The sequence below is a fragment of the Acinetobacter sp. ABJ_C5_2 genome, assembly GCF_044538485.1.
GTDB lineage: Bacteria > Pseudomonadota > Gammaproteobacteria > Pseudomonadales > Moraxellaceae > Acinetobacter > Acinetobacter nosocomialis_A.
In genome coordinates this window covers 50,058-71,943 of the sequence record NZ_JBIUCS010000006.1, presented here as the reverse complement: position 1 = coordinate 71,943, position 21,886 = coordinate 50,058, and the positions used below count along the sequence as shown (strand labels likewise).

At 39.8% G+C, this 21,886-nt stretch carries 22 protein-coding genes; 21 read left to right on the top strand and 1 reads right to left on the bottom strand.

The genetic code is table 11. The features are described from left to right. Positions 1 to 36: 36 nt before the first annotated feature. A complete protein-coding gene (gene eno, locus ACH8JV_RS09295; RefSeq protein WP_004701335.1) occupies positions 37 to 1,326 on the top strand; it encodes a phosphopyruvate hydratase in 1,290 nt (429 codons plus the stop codon). Between the two features lie 97 nt (positions 1,327 to 1,423). Here the strand turns inward: eno and ACH8JV_RS09290 are convergent, their stop codons facing one another. Continuing rightward, entirely contained in the window at positions 1,424 to 2,101 is a 678-nt protein-coding gene (locus ACH8JV_RS09290) for a DUF421 domain-containing protein (protein WP_396520874.1), read from the bottom strand. A gap of 266 nt (positions 2,102 to 2,367) precedes the next feature. Between ACH8JV_RS09290 and ACH8JV_RS09285 the strand changes: the two genes are divergently transcribed. The 20 genes from ACH8JV_RS09285 to ACH8JV_RS09190 all read left to right on the top strand — a co-directional run bounded on the left by ACH8JV_RS09285 (position 2,368) and on the right by ACH8JV_RS09190 (position 21,865). Then, on the top strand, positions 2,368 to 3,096 hold the full coding sequence (locus tag ACH8JV_RS09285) for a sulfite exporter TauE/SafE family protein (protein ID WP_396520872.1): 729 nt from the start codon (positions 2,368 to 2,370) through the stop codon (positions 3,094 to 3,096). 232 nt (positions 3,097 to 3,328) lie between these two features. Beyond that, positions 3,329 to 3,718, top strand: a complete 390-nt coding sequence (ftsB, locus tag ACH8JV_RS09280) for a cell division protein FtsB (protein ID WP_004701341.1) — start codon at positions 3,329 to 3,331, stop codon at positions 3,716 to 3,718. After that, positions 3,684 to 4,400, top strand: a complete 717-nt coding sequence (ispD, locus tag ACH8JV_RS09275) for a 2-C-methyl-D-erythritol 4-phosphate cytidylyltransferase (protein ID WP_396520870.1) — start codon at positions 3,684 to 3,686, stop codon at positions 4,398 to 4,400. Before ftsB ends, ispD begins: the two co-directional genes overlap by 35 nt. Before the next feature lie 350 nt (positions 4,401 to 4,750). After that, positions 4,751 to 5,422 (top strand): 3-oxoacid CoA-transferase subunit A, encoded by a 672-nt coding sequence (locus tag ACH8JV_RS09270; RefSeq protein ID WP_005069060.1) that lies wholly within the window; start codon positions 4,751 to 4,753, stop codon positions 5,420 to 5,422. A gap of 18 nt (positions 5,423 to 5,440) precedes the next feature. Then, the gene (locus ACH8JV_RS09265; protein WP_005305953.1) at positions 5,441 to 6,094 is read left to right on the top strand and encodes a 3-oxoacid CoA-transferase subunit B; all 654 of its coding nucleotides are present in this window, start codon (positions 5,441 to 5,443) and stop codon (positions 6,092 to 6,094) included. Positions 6,095 to 6,106: 12 nt separating this feature from the next. Further along, complete coding sequence (pcaF, locus tag ACH8JV_RS09260; RefSeq protein WP_396520867.1) at positions 6,107 to 7,318, top strand: 3-oxoadipyl-CoA thiolase; 1,212 nt, start codon at positions 6,107 to 6,109, stop codon at positions 7,316 to 7,318. A gap of 2 nt (positions 7,319 to 7,320) precedes the next feature. Then, positions 7,321 to 8,679, top strand: coding sequence for a 3-carboxy-cis,cis-muconate cycloisomerase (pcaB, locus tag ACH8JV_RS09255; RefSeq protein ID WP_396520865.1), 1,359 nt, complete (start codon positions 7,321 to 7,323; stop codon positions 8,677 to 8,679). Further along, on the top strand, positions 8,676 to 9,461 hold the full coding sequence (pcaD, locus tag ACH8JV_RS09250; protein ID WP_396520863.1) for a 3-oxoadipate enol-lactonase: 786 nt from the start codon (positions 8,676 to 8,678) through the stop codon (positions 9,459 to 9,461). The genes pcaB and pcaD overlap by 4 nt, the downstream gene beginning before the upstream one ends. Positions 9,462 to 9,503: 42 nt before the next feature. After that, positions 9,504 to 10,859, top strand: coding sequence for an MFS transporter (locus ACH8JV_RS09245; RefSeq protein ID WP_396520861.1), 1,356 nt, complete (start codon positions 9,504 to 9,506; stop codon positions 10,857 to 10,859). Positions 10,860 to 10,874: 15 nt separating this feature from the next. Continuing rightward, positions 10,875 to 11,288, top strand: coding sequence for a 4-carboxymuconolactone decarboxylase (pcaC, locus tag ACH8JV_RS09240; protein ID WP_000997505.1), 414 nt, complete (start codon positions 10,875 to 10,877; stop codon positions 11,286 to 11,288). 10 nt (positions 11,289 to 11,298) lie between these two features. Beyond that, positions 11,299 to 12,024 (top strand): protocatechuate 3,4-dioxygenase subunit beta, encoded by a 726-nt coding sequence (gene pcaH / locus ACH8JV_RS09235; RefSeq protein WP_000077912.1) that lies wholly within the window; start codon positions 11,299 to 11,301, stop codon positions 12,022 to 12,024. 14 nt (positions 12,025 to 12,038) lie between these two features. Then, a complete protein-coding gene (gene pcaG / locus ACH8JV_RS09230; RefSeq protein ID WP_060466640.1) occupies positions 12,039 to 12,668 on the top strand; it encodes a protocatechuate 3,4-dioxygenase subunit alpha in 630 nt (209 codons plus the stop codon). Positions 12,669 to 12,743: 75 nt separating this feature from the next. Continuing rightward, on the top strand, positions 12,744 to 13,571 hold the full coding sequence (aroD, locus tag ACH8JV_RS09225; protein WP_396520858.1) for a type I 3-dehydroquinate dehydratase: 828 nt from the start codon (positions 12,744 to 12,746) through the stop codon (positions 13,569 to 13,571). Between the two features lie 19 nt (positions 13,572 to 13,590). Beyond that, the gene (locus ACH8JV_RS09220; protein WP_396520856.1) at positions 13,591 to 15,042 is read left to right on the top strand and encodes a NosD domain-containing protein; all 1,452 of its coding nucleotides are present in this window, start codon (positions 13,591 to 13,593) and stop codon (positions 15,040 to 15,042) included. A 55-nt stretch (positions 15,043 to 15,097) separates the two neighbouring features. Beyond that, the gene (locus tag ACH8JV_RS09215) at positions 15,098 to 16,417 is read left to right on the top strand and encodes a carbohydrate porin (protein ID WP_396520854.1); all 1,320 of its coding nucleotides are present in this window, start codon (positions 15,098 to 15,100) and stop codon (positions 16,415 to 16,417) included. A gap of 82 nt (positions 16,418 to 16,499) precedes the next feature. After that, entirely contained in the window at positions 16,500 to 18,929 is a 2,430-nt protein-coding gene (locus ACH8JV_RS09210) for a glucose/quinate/shikimate family membrane-bound PQQ-dependent dehydrogenase (RefSeq protein ID WP_396520852.1), read from the top strand. Positions 18,930 to 19,559: 630 nt separating this feature from the next. Then, positions 19,560 to 20,027, top strand: a complete 468-nt coding sequence (locus tag ACH8JV_RS09205) for a DUF6438 domain-containing protein (RefSeq protein WP_396520850.1) — start codon at positions 19,560 to 19,562, stop codon at positions 20,025 to 20,027. A gap of 135 nt (positions 20,028 to 20,162) precedes the next feature. Further along, a complete protein-coding gene (locus tag ACH8JV_RS09200) occupies positions 20,163 to 20,576 on the top strand; it encodes a YeeE/YedE family protein (protein WP_396520848.1) in 414 nt (137 codons plus the stop codon). 4 nt (positions 20,577 to 20,580) lie between these two features. Then, positions 20,581 to 20,994, top strand: a complete 414-nt coding sequence (locus ACH8JV_RS09195; RefSeq protein WP_000789128.1) for a DUF6691 family protein — start codon at positions 20,581 to 20,583, stop codon at positions 20,992 to 20,994. Between the two features lie 4 nt (positions 20,995 to 20,998). Then, entirely contained in the window at positions 20,999 to 21,865 is an 867-nt protein-coding gene (locus ACH8JV_RS09190) for an MBL fold metallo-hydrolase (protein WP_396520846.1), read from the top strand. Positions 21,866 to 21,886 lie beyond the last annotated feature (21 nt).

Sequence of the window (21,886 nt, the reverse complement as noted above, 5' to 3'; positions counted from 1 at the left end):
TTGCATCGCGTTATTCATTCAACAGAGGAATTGTTCATGAGCCAAATCGTTGACATTCGTGCACGTGAAATTTTGGACTCTCGTGGTAACCCAACCATCGAAGCAGACGTCATCTTAGAATCTGGGGTGGTTGGTCGTGCATGTGCACCATCTGGTGCTTCAACTGGTTCTCGTGAAGCTTTAGAACTTCGTGACGGTGACAAATCACGTTACTTAGGTAAAGGCGTTCGTACAGCAGTTAACAACGTAAATACGTTGATTCGTGATGCTTTGTTGGGTAAATCAGTTTTTGAGCAAAAAGACATTGATAACACAATGATCGCGCTTGATGGCACTGAAAACAAAGAAAAATTAGGTGCTAACGCAACTTTGGCTGTGTCATTGGCTGCTGCACGCGCTGCTGCTGAAGAAAAGAAACTCCCTCTTTTCCAATATATCGCAGATCTTCGTGGTCAAACAATTTTGACTATGCCTGTTCCAATGATGAACATCTTGAACGGCGGTGAGCATGCAGATAACACTGTTGATATTCAAGAGTTCATGATTGAGCCTGTAGGTTTCACTTCATTTGCTGAAGCTTTACGTGCTGGTGCTGAAGTATTCCATTCTTTAAAATCAGTTTTAAAGAAACAAGGTTTGAACACTGCTGTAGGTGATGAAGGTGGTTTTGCTCCTAACCTTCGTTCAAACGAAGAAGCAATTACTGTAATTCTTCAAGCAATTGAGCAAACTGGTTATAAAGCTGGTTCAGACATGATGCTTGCACTTGACTGTGCATCTTCAGAATTCTATAAAAACGGTCAATACGTTTTAGAAGGCGAAGGCAACCGTGCATTTACAAGCCATCAGTTTGCAGACTACTTAGCTGGTCTTGTAAATCAATATCCAATTATCTCGATTGAAGATGGTCTTGACGAGTCTGATTGGGAAGGTTGGAGCTACTTAACTTCAATTCTTGGTGACAAAATCCAATTAGTTGGTGACGATTTATTCGTAACTAATCCTAAGATTTTACAACGCGGTATTGATGAGAAAGTGGGTAACTCAATTCTGATCAAATATAACCAGATCGGTACATTGACTGAAACTTTAGATGCAATCTACCTTGCTAAAGCAAATGGTTACTCAACTGTTATTTCTCACCGTTCTGGTGAAACAGAAGATTCAACTATTGCTGATTTAGCAGTAGGTACAGCAGCAGGTCAAATCAAGACTGGTTCACTTTGCCGTTCTGACCGTGTTGCTAAATATAACCAATTGCTTCGTATTGAAGAAATGACTAAAGCGGCTTACCGCGGTAAAGCTGAGTTCAAAGGTTTAAACTAATCTTTTGAATAATGCTTTGCTTATTTAAATATTGATGAAAAATTAATATTTAAAATAAAAGTGCTATTTCTACTTCTTAGAAATAGCACTTTTTTATTTATCCTAAACGCCGAGTTTTTAAAGATTCAGCCCAACTATGATGATGACAACGAGAACATTCTTGATCGAGTTTATTTAAAACCTTAGTCTCGCCACATTTCATACAAGAATAAAAAGTATTAATTTTAAGTACATCAGCTTTGCGATAGGCATCTGGAAATAAAGGGAGTCCCCATTTAACATCTTCATCCTCATAATAAAGTAAGCTCAAAATGCCATCGGATTCAAGCAGCGCTGTTCTGACTTGACCTAAGTGCTCTACGTTTTGTTGGCGCATTTCTGAGAAAAATTCGTCATGAGAATATGTCTGTTTTTGGAAGTCCTTATAGACGAGAAGGCCATCTTTGACGACGCAAAGAGCTCTTCCTTCTAACAAGTTTTCAATTTTTTTGTGCTTTACCATACCCCATGTAACAAAACGATATAATGAAAGAATAACTATAAAAGCTACGAATGCGTGGGCAATGGGTAAATCTTTAGTAAACATAGGATCGCCAGCAGCAGACCCTAAACATAAAATGATAGCCAATTCGAATAAGGAGAGTTGCCGAATACCGCGTTTACCAGATAGTCTTAAAAAACTAATAATGATAATGAACATGACAGTACAGCGAATTAATATTTCTAAAACAAAGGGCCACGTTGTGTCACCTATAAAAATATTAGAAAAATCCATCTTTTTTTCTCGCTTATTTAAAATATGTATCAAAAATACATTTAAAATTGTTATCAAAATAAAAATGAAAAAAATATACTTTTTAAGTAGTTATTGGTTAAAAGTATGAGGAATATGTGTTTTTATAAAAGCATTATTCATCTAAGCTCATAGGTATTTAATTATTTTTGAAAAAATTTAAATGCCGAAAGCAGAAGAGAGCTATAGTACGATTTTAAAACCTAGACTATTGTAGACACTTAAGAATAATTATTTTGGTTAGGCCTATGATCTATGTAGCACTTGCTGTTATTGGGGTTCTATCAGGACTGATTAGTGGGGTAGTAGGGACTGGGTCATCTATTATTTTATTGCCTATTCTTTCTTATATTTTTGGGGCGAAACTTGCGGTACCTATTATGGCGATTGCTGCAATCATGGGGAATATTTCACGTGTAGTGATGTGGCGTAAAGAACTTAATATTAAAGCATTTCTTTTATTTACTAGTTTAGGCATACCAGCAACGATATTAGGGGCCAATACCTTATGGGTCATGTCACCTGTATTGTCTAACTTATGTATAGGTATATTTTTCTTCTGTTTAATACCGATTAGGCATTATGCCAAACGCCATAGTTTTAAATTTAGTTCATGGCAAATGATTATTGCAGGTGGTGTGCTTGGCTATATTACAGGTGTTGTTTTCTCGACAGGCCCCTTATTACTCCCAGTTTTTAATGGTTTCGGTTTAACGAAGGGAGCCCTCTTGGCGACAGAGGCAGCTGCTTCATTTGGTATTTACGTAACGAAAAGCTTAACTTTTGGTGCATTAGGTGTTTTACAACAAAATATTTTAATTGCGGGAGTTGCTGTTGGTTTTTCTCTAATTATTGGTAACTATATTGGCAAAACTTTTGTAATAAAGATGTCTGAGAAAACTTTTAATTTATTGCTGGATTGTATGTTAGTGGTTGCTGGTTTTTCTATGATATTTGCAGTTTTTAATCATTCTTAAGAGTAACTTTTATATCCATAGATTGATTTATAAACAGTTGTGTTTATAAACATTATTTTCCTTTCCAATTGAGTTTAATTTTGACAAAATGAAACATGTCACAATGGTCAATTTAAAGTAATATGACCATTCATAGTTTTGCAGGAATTTTGCAGGTATTTTGCATGTCGCTTGTAAATTGTCATACAATACAAAAACTTAATAAAAGTTTTTAATTAAAGCTCTTAATGCTATGTTAGAAGTATTTCGATCCACTTCAAGCAAACTTATATTGCTACTGGTTATTGTTTTAGTAGCTATATTGCAATATCAGTTCTGGTTAGGTGAGGGTGGTTATTTTCCTCATCAAGCGCTTATGCAACAAATCCAACAACAAGCCGAAGTAAATGATGAGCTTAAAGAGCGAAACCGCATTTTGGCAGCTGAGGTTTTTGACCTAAAAAATGGTACAGAAGCAATAGAAGAGCATGCTCGTCTTGATCTTGGTTTAGTTAAGCCTCATGAAACATTTGTGCAAATGAGTACAATTAGTACCAATTATAAGCCTATTTATATTGACCCGAACGCTAAAGTAGATTTGGAAACTAATGAGACACCTCCATCCCCAGACATCCCAGATTAAATTATGGGCGGTTATCCCTGCTGCTGGTTCGGGAAGTCGGTTTTCCAAAACTGAATTAAAGCAATATCAATACATTCAAGAAGCTACTGTTTTAGAGCATACAGTTAAACGTTTAACTCAACTTCCACTAAGTGGCTATGTCTTAGCAATTGGTGCACAGGATAATTTTGCCTCGACTTTAGCTTTTCAGGATAAACATAAAGCCCATTTTTGTAGTGGTGGTGCTGAACGTGTGCACTCAGTATTAAATGCTTTGAGTTATCTATTGCAGATTGCGGATGAAAATGATTGGGTATTGGTACATGATGCTGCAAGGCCTTGTGTGACTTTTGAATGCCTTAACGCTCTCGTTAAAACTGCAGTTGAAACAAATCAAAGTGCAATTTTGGCAATTCCTGTGCGCGATACGCTAAAACAAGTAAATAAAGAACAGCAAATTGACAAAACTGTGAGTCGAGAGTTGTTGTGGCAGGCTCAAACTCCTCAAATTGCTAAAATTGGAACCCTTAAAAAAGCAATAGAAACAGCCCTAAAAAATAATTTGACTATTACTGATGAGGCGAGTGCACTTGAGTCTATGGGAGAAAGTGTACAGGTGGTCATGGGTCGTTCTGATAATATAAAAATTACTTACCCCGATGATTTAGAACTTGCTCGCTTGATTTTACAATCACAAACTTAAGATTTTTTATGTACAGAATAGGTGGTAATTTTTACCTTTAGAATAGCCTAAGCAGGTGTGGTTTTTCTACATATCTATCCAAAATAATTAGTATTTTTTTACAACTTGAATTTGTAAGATTGAATAAGTGATTTCTTAGATAATGTTCGATAGTCGAACAAAAAAATCCTAAATCGAACAAAACTATATATAGCTTACTAGATCAAAATACGAAAATTATCAAAAATGTTTAAAAGGGAAATCTAAGGGAAACACTCGGGATTGAGTGAAATATTTATCTATTCTTCTCGCCTCAGTGTGCCTAACTCTCTTACCTCTCTCTTCTTCAATGAGCACAATGGAGTTGTCTAATGATTGACAAAAGTAAGTCCTCACTAAGCGAGGTTCTATCGCAAATTAAAGATGGTGCAACCATTCTGATTGGTGGTTTTGGTACCGCAGGACAACCCGCTGAACTCATTGACGGTCTTATTGAACTCGGTGTTAAAGGTTTAACCATTGTGAGCAATAACGCCGGTAATGGCGATTATGGTCTGGCGAAACTGCTTAAAGCCGGTTCTGTTAAAAAAGTGATTTGCTCTTTCCCACGTCAGTCAGACTCTTATGTGTTTGATGAGCTGTACCGTGCCGGAAAGGTTGAACTTGAAGTGGTACCGCAAGGTAATCTGGCGTGTCGTATTCAGGCAGCCGGTATGGGGCTAGGTGCTGTGTTTACACCAACAGGCTTTGGAACACTTTTAGCTGAAGGTAAAGAAACCCGTGAGATTGATGGGAAAGATTATGTGCTTGAGTATCCGATTAAAGCTGACTTTGCCTTGATTAAAGCTTACAAGGGCGACCGTTGGGGCAATCTGGTTTACCGTAAATCTGCACGTAACTTTGGCCCGATCATGGCCATGGCTGCTGATGTCACTATTGCTCAGGTTTCTGAAGTTGTGGAGCTAGGTGGTTTAGACCCAGAGCACATCATCACCCCAGGTATCTTTGTACAGCACGTTGTACAAGTAGCGCCAGCACAGTAAGCAATAAGGAGAAATAACATGAGCTACCAGAAACTCAGCCGTGACCAGATTGCAAAACGTGTGGCGCAAGATATTCCAGATGGCGCCTATGTGAACTTGGGTATTGGCTTACCAACCAAGATTGCAAGCTACTTACCTGATGATAAAGATATTTTTCTTCATTCTGAAAATGGCCTATTGGCTTTTGGCCCACCGCCAGCTGCAGGTGAAGAAGACCCTGAACTGATTAATGCGGGTAAAGAGTTTGTGACTATGCTTGAAGGCGGCAGCTTTTTCCACCATGGCGACTCATTTGCGATGATGCGTGGTGGTCACCTTGATATTGCTGTACTTGGTGCATTTCAGGTTGCTGCGAATGGTGACTTGGCGAACTGGCACACGGGGGCACCGGATGCAATTCCTGCGGTAGGTGGTGCGATGGATTTGGCGGTTGGTGCTAAAAAGGTATTTATCACCACAGACCATGTGACCAAGCAAGGTGAACCAAAGATTGTTGCTGAGCTGAGCTATCCGGTTACGGGTAAACACTGCGTAGACCGTATTTACACCGATCTTTGTGTGATTGATGTGACCAAAGATGGTTTAAAGGTGATTGAGAAAGTAGAAGGTCTTAGCTTTGATGAGTTACAGGCTTTAACAGGTGCAACTTTGATTGATGCCACTCAAGGGTAAGGAAGTAAGGAAATGACATTAAAAAACGCTTATATCATCGATGCCATCCGTACTCCATTCGGTCGTTATGCCGGTGGCCTTGCTCCTGTTCGTGCCGATGACCTTGGCGCTGTACCGATCAAAGCCTTAATCCAGCGTAACCCGAATGTAGATTGGGAACAGGTCGATGATGTGATTTATGGCTGTGCCAACCAAGCTGGTGAAGACAACCGTAATGTCAGTCGTATGTCAGCACTGCTTGCAGGTTTACCGTATCAAGTGCCGGCAACCACCATTAACCGTTTGTGCGGTTCTTCACTCGATGCGATTGCCATTGCTGCCCGTGCCATTAAAGCAGGTGAAGCAAACTTGGTGATTGCCGGTGGTGTGGAAAGCATGAGCCGTGCACCTTATGTGATGGGTAAGTCAGATAGTGCTTTTGGCCGTAGCCAGAAGATTGAAGACACCACTATGGGTTGGCGCTTCATTAACCCTAAACTTAAAGAATTGTATGGTGTAGACACCATGCCCCAGACTGCCGAAAACGTCGCTGAACAGTTCAACGTGAATCGTGCAGATCAGGACCAGTTTGCCTTGGTGAGCCAACAACGCACCGCAAGCGCGCAAGCCAAAGGCTTTTTTTCTAAAGAAATCGTAGCAGTTGAAATCCCTCAGCGTAAGGGTGATGCTGTGGTGATTGATACCGATGAGCATCCACGTGCATCGACCACACTTGAAGCTTTAAGCAAACTTAAGCCTGTGGTTAAAGCAGATGGTTCTGTGACTGCGGGTAATGCTTCAGGCATTAACGATGGTGCAGCCGCGTTACTTATTGCTTCTGATGAAGCAGTTCAAGCTTATAACCTCAAACCACGTGCCAAAATCATTGCTTCAACAGCAGTGGGTGTAGAACCACGCATTATGGGCTTTGCTCCGGCACCAGCCATAAAAAAACTACTTAAACAAGCTAATCTGACTTTAGATCAGATGGATGTGATTGAGCTGAATGAAGCCTTTGCTGCACAGGCTTTAGCCGTGACTCGTGATTTAGGTTTGCCAGATGATTCTGACAAGGTAAATCCAAACGGCGGTGCAATTGCTTTAGGCCATCCACTGGGTGCGTCAGGTGCACGTTTAGTCACTACAGCATTAAACCAGCTTGAGCAAACAGGTGGTCGTTACGCTTTGTGTTCAATGTGTATTGGTGTAGGCCAAGGCATCGCATTGATTATTGAGAGAGTCTAATCATGAGCCAGTTATATGCCAGCTTGTTTTATCAAAAAGACGTCACGGACATCTTTAGTGACTCATCTTTAATCACATATATGATTCAGGTTGAAGTTGCGTTAGCTCAAGCACAGGCAAAAGTTGGTGTGATTCCTCAAAATGCGGCTAATACCATTGCCCAAGTAGCTGAGCAGGCAATAGAAAAGTTTGACTTTTCCGCTTTGGCTGTAGCCACAGGCTTAGCTGGAAATATCGCAATTCCATTTGTAAAGCAGCTTACGGCAATTGTTAAAGATGTAGATGAAGATGCTTCACGTTATGTGCATTGGGGCGCAACAAGTCAGGATATTTTAGACACAGCTTGTATTTTGCAATGCCGCGATGCGTTAAATATTGTGGAAGCACAACTTCAACAGTGCTACACCGCTGCATTACAACAAGCTAAGCAATATCGCTATCAAGTCATGATTGGACGTACATGGTTACAGCAAGCTTTGCCAATTACTTTAGGCCATAAACTCGCTCGTTGGGCTTCTGCATTTAAACGTGATTTAGATCGTATCCAAGCTATGAAATCACGTGTATTTACTGCTCAGTTAGGTGGTGCTGTGGGTTCATTAGCTTCTTTGCAAGATCAAGGTTCGCTTGTAGTCAGTGCATTTGCTCAGCAACTGAATCTGACTGTACCGACAAGCACATGGCATGGTGAGCGTGATCGCATTGTAGAAATCGCAAGTGTGCTCGGCATCATTGTCGGGAATACGGGCAAGATGGCACGTGATTGGTCTCTTATGATGCAAACCGAAATTGCAGAATTGTTTGAACCAACTGCAAAGGGTCGTGGTGGTTCATCAACCATGCCGCATAAGCGTAATCCAGTGGCAGCAGCTTCAGTACTTGCAGCAGCAAATCGTGTACCAGCACTTATGTCTAGCATCTATCAAAGCATGGTGCAGGAACATGAACGTAGCTTAGGTGCATGGCATGCAGAATGGTTGGCAGTTCCAGAAATCTTTCAGCTTTGTGCGGGTGCTTTAAGTCGCACTGGTGAAGTTTTAGAAGGTTTCGAAGTTAATGCTGAGCATATGCAACGTAACCTTGAATGCACTAACGGGCTGATTATGGCAGAAGCTGTGATGATGGCGCTTGCTCCAAAAATTGGACGTTTAAATGCTCATCATGTTGTTGAAGCAGCTTGTAAAACAGCCGTGGCTCAAAAGCAGCATTTATCTGAGGTTGTTAGTCAGTTAGATGAAGTAAAAGAACATTTTAGTCAAAAAGAAATTTTGGAAATATTTAAAGCAGAAAACTATTTGGGCAACATTCAAGCTCAAATTGATGCTGTTCTGCAAGAAGCACAAGGAGGAGACATAAAGTGAAACAGCTTATAACCAATCGACAAGGGAAACAGCTCGCTGTATATACCGACGGATTAAAAGATGCTCCAGCACTTGTGTTATCTAACTCCTTAGGAACAGATCATGGAATGTGGCAGCCGCAAGTAGATGAGCTTAAAAGTCATTTTAATGTCATTACATACGACACACGTGGTCATGGCGAAAGTGATGTGATCGCTGAATCATCTTTACAAAATTTAGGTGAAGATGTTGCTGATATTTTAGATGCCTTAGATATTGAAAAAGCTCATTTTTGTGGCATTTCAATGGGCGGAATTACAGGGCTTTGGTTAGCTATCCATTACCCAGAGCGCTTTCTAAGTATTACTGTCGCAAATTCGGCGGCAAAAATTGGACAGGCTGAGGCGTGGTTGAGTCGCGCAGAATCAGTAGAACAAAATGGACTGGCTGAATTGGTTAAAACCACGCACACACGTTGGTTTAGCGAAAAATTCGACTATCAACATAATGTGGTTGCACAAACGACGATTCAAAGTCTGGCAAACACACCAGCACAAGGTTATGCCAATGCGTGTCGTGCTTTAGCACATGCTGATTTAAGAGATGAAATTACGCAAATCCAAGTTCCAGTATTGCTCATTGCAGGAACGGCAGATCCAGTGACAACAGTAGTAGATGCTGAGTTTATGCAGAATGCTATTAAGAACAGTCAAATTGCTAAATTGGAAGCATCTCATCTTTCTAATATTGAGCAACCACAAAGATTTACTCAGGAATTGACTAGGTTTATTCAGCAAATCTAATAGCTTAGTAGTTTAAAAGGAATTGGCCTTAAGGAGGCAAATATGGCGTCTCAGGATTACGCTGCACCAAATAAAAGTATCGATGCTCAAGCATTAATTAATGATGCTCCACTCAGTAAGTATCAATGGATGATTGCAATCATCTGTTTCTTAATTATTTTTACTGATGGTATCGATACTGCTGCAATGGGTTTTATTGCTCCAGCTTTGGCTCAAGATTGGGGAATTGATCGCTCTCAGTTAGGGCCAGTGATGAGCGCAGCACTTGGTGGAATGATTATTGGAGCTTTGGTTTCTGGCCCAACAGCGGACCGCTTTGGCCGAAAAGTTGTTTTGGCTGTTGCAATGCTTGTGTTCGGTGGTTTTACCTTGGCATCTGCTTATGCAACTAACTTAGATAGTCTAGTTGTTTTACGCTTTTTGACAGGTATTGGGCTCGGTGCTGCTATGCCGAACGCTACTACATTGTTTTCGGAATACTGCCCAACACGCATTCGTTCATTACTCGTGACATGTATGTTTTGTGGCTACAACTTAGGTATGGCAACAGGCGGCTTTATTAGTAGCTGGCTCATCCCGACTTATGGTTGGCACAGTCTATTTTTATTGGGTGGCTGGTCACCTTTGATCTTAATGATTTTAGTGATTTTTGTTCTACCTGAGTCTTACCGCTTTCTAATTGTTAAAGGTAAGAACCGAGAAAAAGTACGCAAAATCTTAAATCATATTGCACCAGCTCAGATTCAAAATGCGACTGCATTTCATGTACCTGAAGAGAAAACTGAAACAGCTCAAAAGAAAAATGTCTTTGGAATTATGTTTTCTAAACCATATGCGAAAGGAACACTTTTACTTTGGTTGACCTATTTCATGGGCTTAGTGGTTGTTTACTTGCTCACAAGCTGGTTACCAACACTCATGCGTGAAACGGGTGCTTCAATGGAGCGTGCTGCATTTATTGGTGGATTGTTCCAGTTTGGTGGTGTGGTCAGTGCATTGTTCATTGGTTGGGCGATGGACAAATTTAACCCGAACCGAGTCATTGCCATTTTCTACTTTGCCGCAGGTCTATTTGCTATTGCTGTTGGTCAAAGCTTAGGAAACTCAACATTACTTGCTGTATTGGTTCTTTGTGCAGGTATCGCGATTAATGGTGCGCAATCTTCAATGCCTGCTTTAAGTGCTCGTTTTTATCCAACGCAATGCCGTGCAACAGGTGTGTCTTGGATGACAGGTATTGGACGTTTCGGCGCGGTATTTGGTGCTTGGATTGGGGCTGTGTTACTCGGCAATGATTGGTCGTTTACTGCCATTCTCAGTTTATTACTAATTCCAGCGACTGCTGCGGCTGTTGCTGTATTTGTTAAATCAATTGTTGCGCATACCGATGCAACTTAATAGAGGTCTATCACAATGAATGATGAACAACGCTATAAACAAGGCATTGAGGTGCGGACTGAAGTTTTGGGTGAAAAGCATGTTGGTCGGTCTTTGCAGAACTTAAATGACTTTAACCAAGATTTTCAAAATTTTATTAGCCGTTACGCATGGGGTGAGGTGTGGTCTCGTCCGGGCCTTCCACGTCATACACGTAGTTTAGTCACTATCGCAATTTTATTGGCGCTAGGTCGTGAAGATGAACTACGCATGCATTTACGTGCTTGCTTTAACAATGGCGTAACTAAAGAAGATTTAAAAGAGCTGATCTTACACAGTTCACTCTATGCAGGTTTACCTGCTGCAAATGCTGCAATGCATATGGCTGAAGAAGTCTTTAAAGAGTTGGGGATAGAAGTCAACCCAATTGCAGCGAAAGAACAGGATTAAGGAGATAAAGATGTCACAACATAGCTGGGGTGCTTACGCCCAACGTAATACAGATGATCATCCACCAGCGTATACGCCAGGTTATAAAACAAGTGTATTGCGTTCGCCAAAAAATGCATTGATCTCTATTAATGAGACTTTAACTGAAGTTACTGCACCGCATTTTTCTTCGAATCTGTTTGGTCCAAAAGATAACGATTTGATTTTGAACTATGCCAAAGATGGTTTACCAATTGGTGAGCGTGTCATCGTTCATGGTTATGTCCGTGACCAGTTTGGTCGTCCTGTAAAAAATGCACTTCTAGAAGTATGGCAAGCCAATGCTTCTGGTCGTTACCGTCACCCAAACGACAAGTTTATTGGTGCAATGGATCCTAACTTTGGTGGTTGTGGTCGTACCTTAACTGATGAAAACGGTTTTTATATTTTCCGTACCATTAAACCGGGTCCGTACCCATGGCGTAACCGTATTAATGAATGGCGTCCTGCACATATTCATTTCTCATTAATTGCTGATGGTTGGGCGCAGCGCCTGATTTCGCAGTTTTATTTTGAAGGCGATACGCTTATCGATACTTGCCCGATCTTAAAAACGATTCCTTCTGAAGATCAACGTCGTGCATTGATTGCACTAGAAGATAAAAACAACTTTATCGAAGCTGATAGCCGTTGTTACCGTTTTGACATCACTTTACGTGGTCGTCGAGCGACTTACTTCGAAAATGATTTGACTTAATCGGGAGCACGAGCATGAATAACTGGAATTTTCAGGAATTAAAAGAAACTCCATCTCAAACAGGTGGTCCTTACGTTCACATTGGTTTGTTGCCACAACAAGCAAATATTGAAGTGTTTGAAAACAACTTTAATAACCAGTTAGTACAAGACCAAACCAAAGGCGAGCGTATTCGTCTTGAAGGTCAGGTATTTGACGGATTAGGTTTACCGCTGCGCGACGTGCTGATTGAAATTTGGCAAGCCGATGCAAATGGTATTTACCCAAGTCAGGCAGATACGCGTGAGCAAAAAGCTGATCCTGCATTTCAGGGTTGGGGTCGTACTGGTGCTGACTTTGAAACAGGTATCTGGAGCTTTAATACAATTAAGCCAGGTGCTACAGCCGGTCGCAAAGGTTCAACTCAAGCACCGCATATTGCATTAGTCATTTTCGCTCGCGGTATTAACTTAGGTCTTCATACACGTGTTTATTTTGAAGATGAAGCTGAGGCAAATGGCAATGACCCAATTTTAAATAGCATTGAGTGGGCACCGCGTCGCCAAACGCTTATTGCAAAACGTTTTGAAGAAAATGGTGAAATTGTTTACCGCTTTGATATTCGTATTCAAGGCGATAACGAAACAGTATTTTTTGATATTTAAGAAACACCTAAGGCTACACATGATTGTCCATGGATGCGTGTAGCCTTTTTAAAGGATGGTATGACAGAGATGAAAATGAAGACATTATTAAGCTTAAGTTTGCTTGCACTCCCATTTTTTACAGCACAGGTAAATGCTGAACCTGTTGCTTTAGCTACTCAAACACAACCTGCGACTACAGCAGTTAAAACAATTGTTCCAATTACAGCAAAAACCAAAGAACAAGCTTTAGCGCAAGCTCAAGTGATTGCAAATACAGCAGATGCTGATTTAGCAGAATTCCGTATCGACTTACTCAGTTTTGCAAGTGATACAAAACAAGTGATTGCATTGGGGCATGAATTAAAAAAGATTCTAGGTAATAAGCCATTAATTGCCACAATTCGTACTAAAAACGAAGGTGGTCAGCTTGAAATTACCGATGCTGACTATGGTAAGACCTATCAGGCTTATTTAAAAAATCCATTCATGGATTGGTTAGATGTTGAAATGTTCCGTGATCAAAAAGTAGTTTCAGAGATTGTTCAAAAAGCACATCAAAAGAAAGTGCTGATTGTGATGTCTAATCATGACTTCCAAAAAACGCCTAACCAAGATGAAATTGAAAAACGCCTGTTAAAACAAGATCAAATGGGGGCAGATATTCTAAAAATTGCCGTAATGCCAAAATCCAAACAAGACGTTTTCACTTTAATGAACGCAACTTTAAAAGTAAGTCAGCAAACCACTAAACCATTATTAACCATGTCGATGGGACAACTTGGTACGATTTCTCGTGTTGCGACTGCCAACATGGGCGGAAGTTATAGCTTTGGCATGATTGGGCAGGCTTCTGCACCAGGACAAATTGATGTGACTAAGCTCAAACAGATTTTAAAAACCGTTCAACCAACAAACCCATAAATCATAAGGATATGATGAAATGAATACATTACGTTTAACTACTCTTGCATTAGGTTTGATGGTTTCAGGAATAACTGTGGCCCAAACTTATGTTGTTGACCGTTATCAAGACGATAGCAATAAAGGTTCTTTACGCTGGGCAATTGAACAAGCCAATGCAAATTCAAGTGAAGCGAGCGAGATTTTGATTCAGGCGGTAGGCAAAGCACCTTATGCGATTAAATTAAATAGCGCACTTCCTGAAATTAAAGCTCCTGTCAAAATTATTGGTACCCAGTGGGATAAAACGGGTGAATACATCGCAATTGATGGTTCAAATTACATTAAAGGCGAAGGGGCAAAAGCTTGCCCTGGTGCAAACCCTGAACAATACGGAACAAATGTCCGTACCATGACTTTACCGGGATTGGTACTACGTGACGTCAATAATGTCACTTTAAAAGGTTTAGACATTCATCGTTTCTGTATTGGTGTTTTGGTTAACCGTTCAAGCAATAACCTTATTCAACATAACCGGATTAGTAATAACTATGGCGGTGCTGGCGTGATGCTTACTGGTGATGACGGGCAAGGTAACCCAACAGCAACCACGACCAATAACAACAAAGTTTTAGACAATATCTTCCAAGACAATGGTGATGGTTTAGAACTGACCCGTGGCGCTGCGTTTAACTTAATTGCAAATAACCATTTTGTTTCAACGAAAGCGAACCCAGAGCCATCACAAGGTATTGAAATTTTGTGGGGTAATGATAATGCCGTAGTCGGTAATAAATTCGAAAACTACTCGGATGGTTTACAGATTAACTGGGGTAAGCGTAACTATATTGCCTACAACGAAATGACCAATAACTCGATTGGTTTCAACATGACAGGCGATGGCAACATTCTTGATAGCAATAAAGTACATGGTAACCGTATTGGTGTAGCCATTCGCTCTGAAAAAGATGCAAATGCAAGAATTACACTGACTAAAAACTTAATTTGGGACAATGGTAAAGATATTAAACGCTGCGAAGCTGGTGGTTCATGTGTACCAGATCAGCGTTTAGGGGCAATTGTATTTGGAGTGCCTGCACTTGAGCATGAAGGGTTTGTTGGCTCTCGTGGTGGTGGTGTGGTGATTGAACCATCTAAACTACAAAAAACATGTACTCAGCCAAATGAACAAGGTTGTAATTCTCAACCTAATCAGGGTATTAAAGCGCCTAAGTTAACAGCAAATAAAGGTTCAGTTAATATAGAGGTGAATGGTTTACCAAACCAACGTTACCAAGTTGAGTTTTTTGGCAATCAAAAAGCGACTTCAAAAGAAGCTGAGCAATATTTAGGAACTATAACAGTTGCTACAGATGCACAAGGCAACGCAAAAGCCAATTGGAAGCCAACAGTCAAAGTTGCCTCAATTACAGCAAATGTAACGGATCACTTTGGAGCAACTTCTGAACTCGGCTTTACGCAAGTTAAATAACAACAAATAAAGCGCCTCAAACAGAGGCGCGTTTAAAAGATAAAAAGGACTTGAAATGCCAAATTTAGTGAAACTGAGTGCGTTAACAATTGCTGTATTAGGTAGCCAATTTACTCTTGCTAATGAGCCTTGGTCACAAGACCGTCAATGGTTGCTTGGTGACTGGAATGGCGAGCGCCCACAGCTAGAGCAACACGGCTATAAATTTACAGCTTCTATTATGAGCCAAGCTGCTACAAATTTAGATGGTGGTTACAACGACAGCAATACTTTTGAAAATGCTGCACAGCTTTCTTTAGGTGCAACTTTCGATTTAGACAAAATCGCTGGTTGGAAAGATACAACAGCGAGCCTAGTCGTGACTAAACGTGATGGTAATGCGCTTACTCTAGAGCGTATTAAAGACCCACGTTCTAGCCAATTAGGCAATGCCCAAGAAATTTATGGCCGTGGCAAAATCTGGCGTTTATCACAAGCATGGGTAAAAAAAGGTTTTGATGATAATACCGTACAGGTCAAAGTTGGCCGTATGGGCATGTCAGAAGATTTCAATAGTTCTCAATGTGAGTTTCAGAACTTATTGCTTTGCGGTGGGCAGTTAGGAAAATCAATTGGTTCAATTTGGTATAACTCACCAGTTGGTGTTTGGGCGGCAAACGTTAAATATCAATTTGCGCCTGAGTGGAATTTTGGAATTGGTGTCTATGAGGTCAATCCAGACAACATTAAAACTGAATCAAATAGTGATGGTTTTAATCTGGATATGAACAACGTGAAGGGTGCAACCATACCAGTTGAGCTCGCATGGAAACCAAAACTTGCAGTCTTTAATGGTTTACCAGGTGAATATAAAGTAGGTGCGCTGTACTCAACCGCAGAAGTCAATGACATTAAAACTGTGGGTAAAGTTCATGACGGAAAACAAAGTTTCTGGATCAATGCTCAACAACAACTTAGCCATGCCGGCCAAGATCCGAAACGCGGTTTATATGTAAGTTTTAATGGCGTTGTAAATGATAAAGCAACGACTTTTGTTCAAAGTACCCAACAACTTGCGCTCTGGTATAAAGGGCCGTTTGACAGTCGTCCAAATGATTCGATTGGCTTTGGTATTGCCAATTATGTGGTTAATGACCGTGCTAAAGATAAGCAGATCGCGACAAACGAAAGCCGCGGATACTATAGCTATGATCCGATTGCATCTAACTATATTCCAATTCAAGACGACGAGCTAAATGTCGAGTTGAACTATACCTATCAATGGTCTCCAGCTGTCATGCTGCGACCAAATATCCAATATATTCATCAACCTGCTGGTGTAAAAGAAGTCGATGATGCTTTGGTGGCGGGCCTGAGTGTAAAAGTCAATTTTTAACAATATTGATGGCTGGTTAGACATAGTTTAACTGGCCCAAATGCTTGAACTATTTGTGTTCAGTATATGTGGAGTAGGATCTATGTCTGAGTCAGATTCTAAGTTTCATATCTTATTCAAAATATGGTGTTTTATATTAGGTCTAGTTTTATTGGCTACTGGTGTTTTTTACATCGTAGGTGGTGGAAAGCTAGTATCTCTCGGTGGTTCTTGGTATTTCCTTATCTCAGGACTATTTATAACAGTTTCAGCAATTAGTATTTTCCGTAAAAAAGCACTGGGTGTATGGATTTTTGCGGCTGTTTTTGTTGGTACTGTAATTTGGTCATTTGTTGATGCAGGATGGGAATTTTGGCCGTTATTTTCGCGCTTAATGTTTCCTGCTGGTCTTTTTGCTGCATTGTTATTTACCTTACCTTCAATTCGACGTTACCAATTTCAAAACGGTTCGGCAGCTCCAGCGTATGCTGCTGGTGGTCTAGTTGTTGTCGGTATGTTGATTGCGCTTTACCAAATGTTCCAGCCGCATCCAACGGTGGCAAGTTCGGGTGAAAAGCTACCTTTAGTACCAGTTGACCCAGCTAAAAAACAGGTAAATTGGGAAAATTATGGAAACGATACGGGCGGTAGTCGTTTTGTTGCTCTCGATCAAATTAACCGAGATAACGTTCATAAGCTAAAAGAAGCATGGCGCTTTAGAACAGGTGATTTTACAACGGGTAGCGGTAATGGTGCTGAAGACCAAATGACCCCGCTACAAGTTGGAAATAAAGTCTTTTTATGTACACCACATAACAACATTTTTGCGATAGATGCTGACTCTGGTAAACAGCTCTGGAAAGCTGAAGTGAACTCTAAAGCTGATGCTTGGGAGCGTTGCCGTGGTGTTGCATACTTTGATTCAACAAAAGCACTTGTACAACCAACATTGGCTGGAGCAACTCCGGTAACTACTGTTGCGAGCAACACAACATGCCCACGCCGTGTATATACCAATACTCCAGATGCTCGTTTAATTGCAGTCAATGCAGATACTGGTGAACGTTGTGCCGACTTTGGTGTGAATGGAACGGTTAACTTACTCGAAGGCTTAGGCGATGGAACAAAAGCTCCACGTTTTGAAGTGACTTCTGCACCAACAATTGCGGGTACAACCATTGTGGTGGGTAGTCGTATTGCCGATAACGTAGCAGCGGATATGCCGGGTGGTGTAATCCGTGGTTATGATGTGATTACAGGTAAACTCCGCTGGGCATTTGACCCACGTAATCCTGATCCTAACTATGTTCTAAAACCGGGTGAAACTTATAAACGTAGTTCGGCAAACTCTTGGGCCGCAATGTCGTATGACCCGCAAATGAATACGGTTTTCTTACCTATGGGTAGTTCATCTGTCGACATTTGGGGTGGTAACCGTAATCCGTTAGATCATAAGTACAACACTTCTGTTTTAGCACTTGATGCAACAACAGGTAAAGAGAAGTGGGTATATCAAACTGTTCATAACGATTTATGGGACTTTGACTTACCAATGCAACCAAGTCTAGTCGACTTCCCATTAAAAGATGGTACGACTAAACCGGCTGTTGTGATTGGAACCAAATCAGGCCAATTCTTTGTTCTTGATCGTGTAACGGGCAAACCGTTAACTAAAGTGATTGAACAACCAGTGAAAGCGGCAAATATTCCGGGTGAGCAATATAGTTTAACTCAACCACGTTCAGTTGAAATGCCTCAAATTGGTAATCAGACTTTAACCGAGTCAGATATGTGGGGTGCAACGCCGTTTGATCAACTTATGTGTCGTATTAACTTTAAGTCAATGCGTTACGAGGGTTTATTTACTGCACCGGGGACTGATGTTTCATTAAGTTTCCCAGGCTCTTTAGGTGGCATGAACTGGGGCAGCATTGCTTTTGATCCTACTCATCGTTATATGTTCGTGAACGATATGCGTCTTGGTTTATGGGTGCAACTCATAAAACAAACCCCTGAAGACATTAAGATTCAGGCGAGTGGTGGTGAAAAAGTAAATACAGGTATGGGTGCTGTACCAATGAAAGGTACACCATATAAAGTGAATAAAAACCGCTTTATGTCTGCCTTAAGTATTCCTTGTCAAAAACCACCATTTGGTACTATGACCGCAATTGACATGAAAACTCGTCAGGTTGCATGGCAAGTGCCACTAGGTACAGTTGAAGACACTGGACCACTTGGTATTAAGATGGGCTTAAAAGCACCGATTGGTATGCCGACTATTGGTGGCCCTATGGCAACTCAAGGTGGCTTAGTTTTCTTTGCTGCAACTCAAGATTATTACTTGCGTGCTTTTGATTCATCTACAGGTAAAGAGCTGTGGAAGTCACGTATGCCAGTAGGTAGCCAAGGAACTCCAATTAGCTATGTTTCTCCTACAACAGGTAAACAATATGTGGTTGTTACCGCAGGTGGAGCACGCCAGTCTCCAGACCATGGTGATTATGTAATCGCATATAGCTTAGAGAAGTAAGTAAAGAGGGCAAAAGGATAAATTTTCTTTTGCCCTTATTCTTTTTAATATCTTTTTTCTATTAAAGTGTTTATGTAAATTCTATAATTTTAAAGAGATAGCTTTACCAAGTAGTAAAAAAGTGCTTGAAGTTATTGCTAAACTTAAAATATTCTTATAAATGATTCATCCTAAACACTAGAGATAGCCGAACTATTAAGCATTTTTTTATAATGTTTTACCTATAAATAAAACTTTAAACTTTATTAAGTTTTGTTTAACTTAAGGTTGTGAATTTTAATTAAAAATAAACATTATTAGGTTTTTAACCTTGAAAAACAGGTTTTTTTTGTTGGAAAAACAAGCGTAAATATATACTTATATTATATTTAAATAATGTATCGCATTAAGATAGAATGGTTCCCGCAGGTTATTACTACCCAGTAATAATTTGTATTTCAGGAATTTAAGCTTTAATTGGCTTAAGGCTCATCGAAAGATGGGCCTTTTTTTATGTGCTTTCTATTGCTATTTTTTATAATATTAAAATAGCCTAAGTATTATTAAATAAAAATATGAAAAATGAGTCTTTAATGACAATTCAGATATGATTTGTTAGATTAAAGCCACTTGATAATAATAGGTGATGTAATGAGATTTTTAGTTCTTGCAACTTTATCCGGTTTGGCTTTAATGGGTTGCGCTTCTGTTCAGCAAGCTCCGAATACACAAGAAACAATTCGCTATGCTTCTAGTCCATGTTTTGGTGCATGCCCAATTTACTCAGTAGAAGTGGCGCCTACAGGGTTAATTCGTTTTGAAGGTAAACAATATACAAAAACACTTGGTGTTAAAGAAATCCAAGGTAGCGTAAAAGATTATCAAAAACTTGCAGATGAATTAAAAACTTACCGTCCTCAAACAGGAACTCAATCTAAAACTGCGGGTTGTCAGCAAACAGCAACCGACATGTCTAGCTATTACATTACTTGGATTCAACCAAATGGTACTGAAACAAAATTAAGCCATTACACAGGTTGTATCTCTCCAGCAAATACTAGATTGAATAAAGTCATGGAAAAACTGCCTGAACAATTAGGCATTAAAGATCTAATTTAATGACAAAAGCCCCAAAACCTTGGGGCTTTTTCTTGTTAAGAAGAATTATAAACTCAAAAGTTTTATATTAAGTATTTCTAAAAGAATCAGCGTATAATACAGATTATAAAAACATATATTGTTAAGAGTGGTTATATGTCAAATATTGTCTATGCCTTTTTGGGTGGTTTATTACTCGGCATCGCAACAGTTGGATATTTATATATAAATGGTCGTATAGCCGGAATTAGTGGATTGCTTGCTCAAATCATTAATCCTACTAAAGATACTTTTAAAAGTTCAGCATTCTGGTTTATTGCAGGACTTGTGATTACACCTTTCATATATGGTTATTTTTATCAGCCGGAAATTGAAATTAAAGCCAATACATTTGCACTTATTTTAGCAGGTTTACTCGTTGGTTTTGGAACACGGCTAGGCTCTGGATGTACAAGTGGGCATGGTATTTGCGGTATGAGCAGGTTATCAAAACGCTCAATAATAGCGACCGCAGTTTTTATGTTTGCTGGCATGCTGACTGTTTATGTTATTCGCCATGTGTTGGGGTAAGCTTATGAAAAATATCTTTGCTTTTATATTTGGTGGTTTGTTTTCATTGGGGTTAATGATTTCTGGTATGTCTAACCCTGCAAAGGTTTTAGGGTTTTTAGATATTTTTGGACAATGGGATATTAGCTTAATGTTTGTGATGCTAGGTGCTATTGCTGTGGCATTTATTCCGTTTCAAAGAGCTATTAAAAAACCAAAAACGATTTTTAATGAGCAAATTCAATTACCAACAAATACACAGATTGACCAAAGGTTAATTGTAGGCGCTTTTATTTTCGGTATAGGCTGGGGAATAGCAGGTATATGTCCAGCGCCCGCTTTAACTCTTATTGGATTAGGGCATTTTGAAGCACTTTATTTTATTGTCGCGATGTTAGTAGGAATGTTTATTTACCGAATTTTAAATAAAGGAAATTAAAGCTATGCAACAACCTCTAGTAAAAGATTTTTTTGATGAAAATACCAATACTTTTAGCTATGTTGTTGCGGATTTAGCGACTCGTCAATGCGCAATTATTGATAGTGTGCTTGACTATGATGCTGCTTCGGCCACTACAAAAACAACTAATGCTGATCTGATCGTCGATTATGTCTTGGCGCAAAACTTCAAAGTACAATGGATTTTAGAAACCCATGTACATGCGGACCATATGACTGCGGCTCAATATTTAAAATCTAAATTGGGCGGTACAATTGCGATTAGTCAAAAAATCTCGGTAGTACAAGAAACATTTTCGGCTATTTATAATTTTGATTTTAAGAAATTCAATGAAAATCAGCCTTTTGATTATTTATTTGAAGATCATGAACATTTCAAAATAGGGGATATAGAAGCCTATAACATTCCTACACCAGGGCATACACCCGCTTGCTTGAGCTATGTGATTGCCGATGCTGTTTTTGTAGGTGATACTTTATTTATGCCCGATTATGGTTCGGCCAGATGCGACTTTCCAAAGGGAAGTGCTGCTGCACTTTATGATTCGGTACAAAAGCTTTATACACTTCCTGACAACATGCGCATGTTTTTATGCCATGACTATAAGCCCGAAGGTCGTGATGAATATGTCTGTCAAACAGATATAAAAACCCAAAAGCAAAGCAATATTCATTTAAATCGGCGCGTTTCCAAGGACTCATTCATAAAAATGCGTCAAGAAAGAGATGCTACTTTGGCAATGCCAAAATTAATTTTGCCTTCAATTCAAATTAATATGAATGGTGGGAATTTTCCAGAACCAGAATCGAATGGCATCCGTTATTTGAAAATTCCTTTCAACTACTTCTAGAAATAGCCTAAGCATTTACTG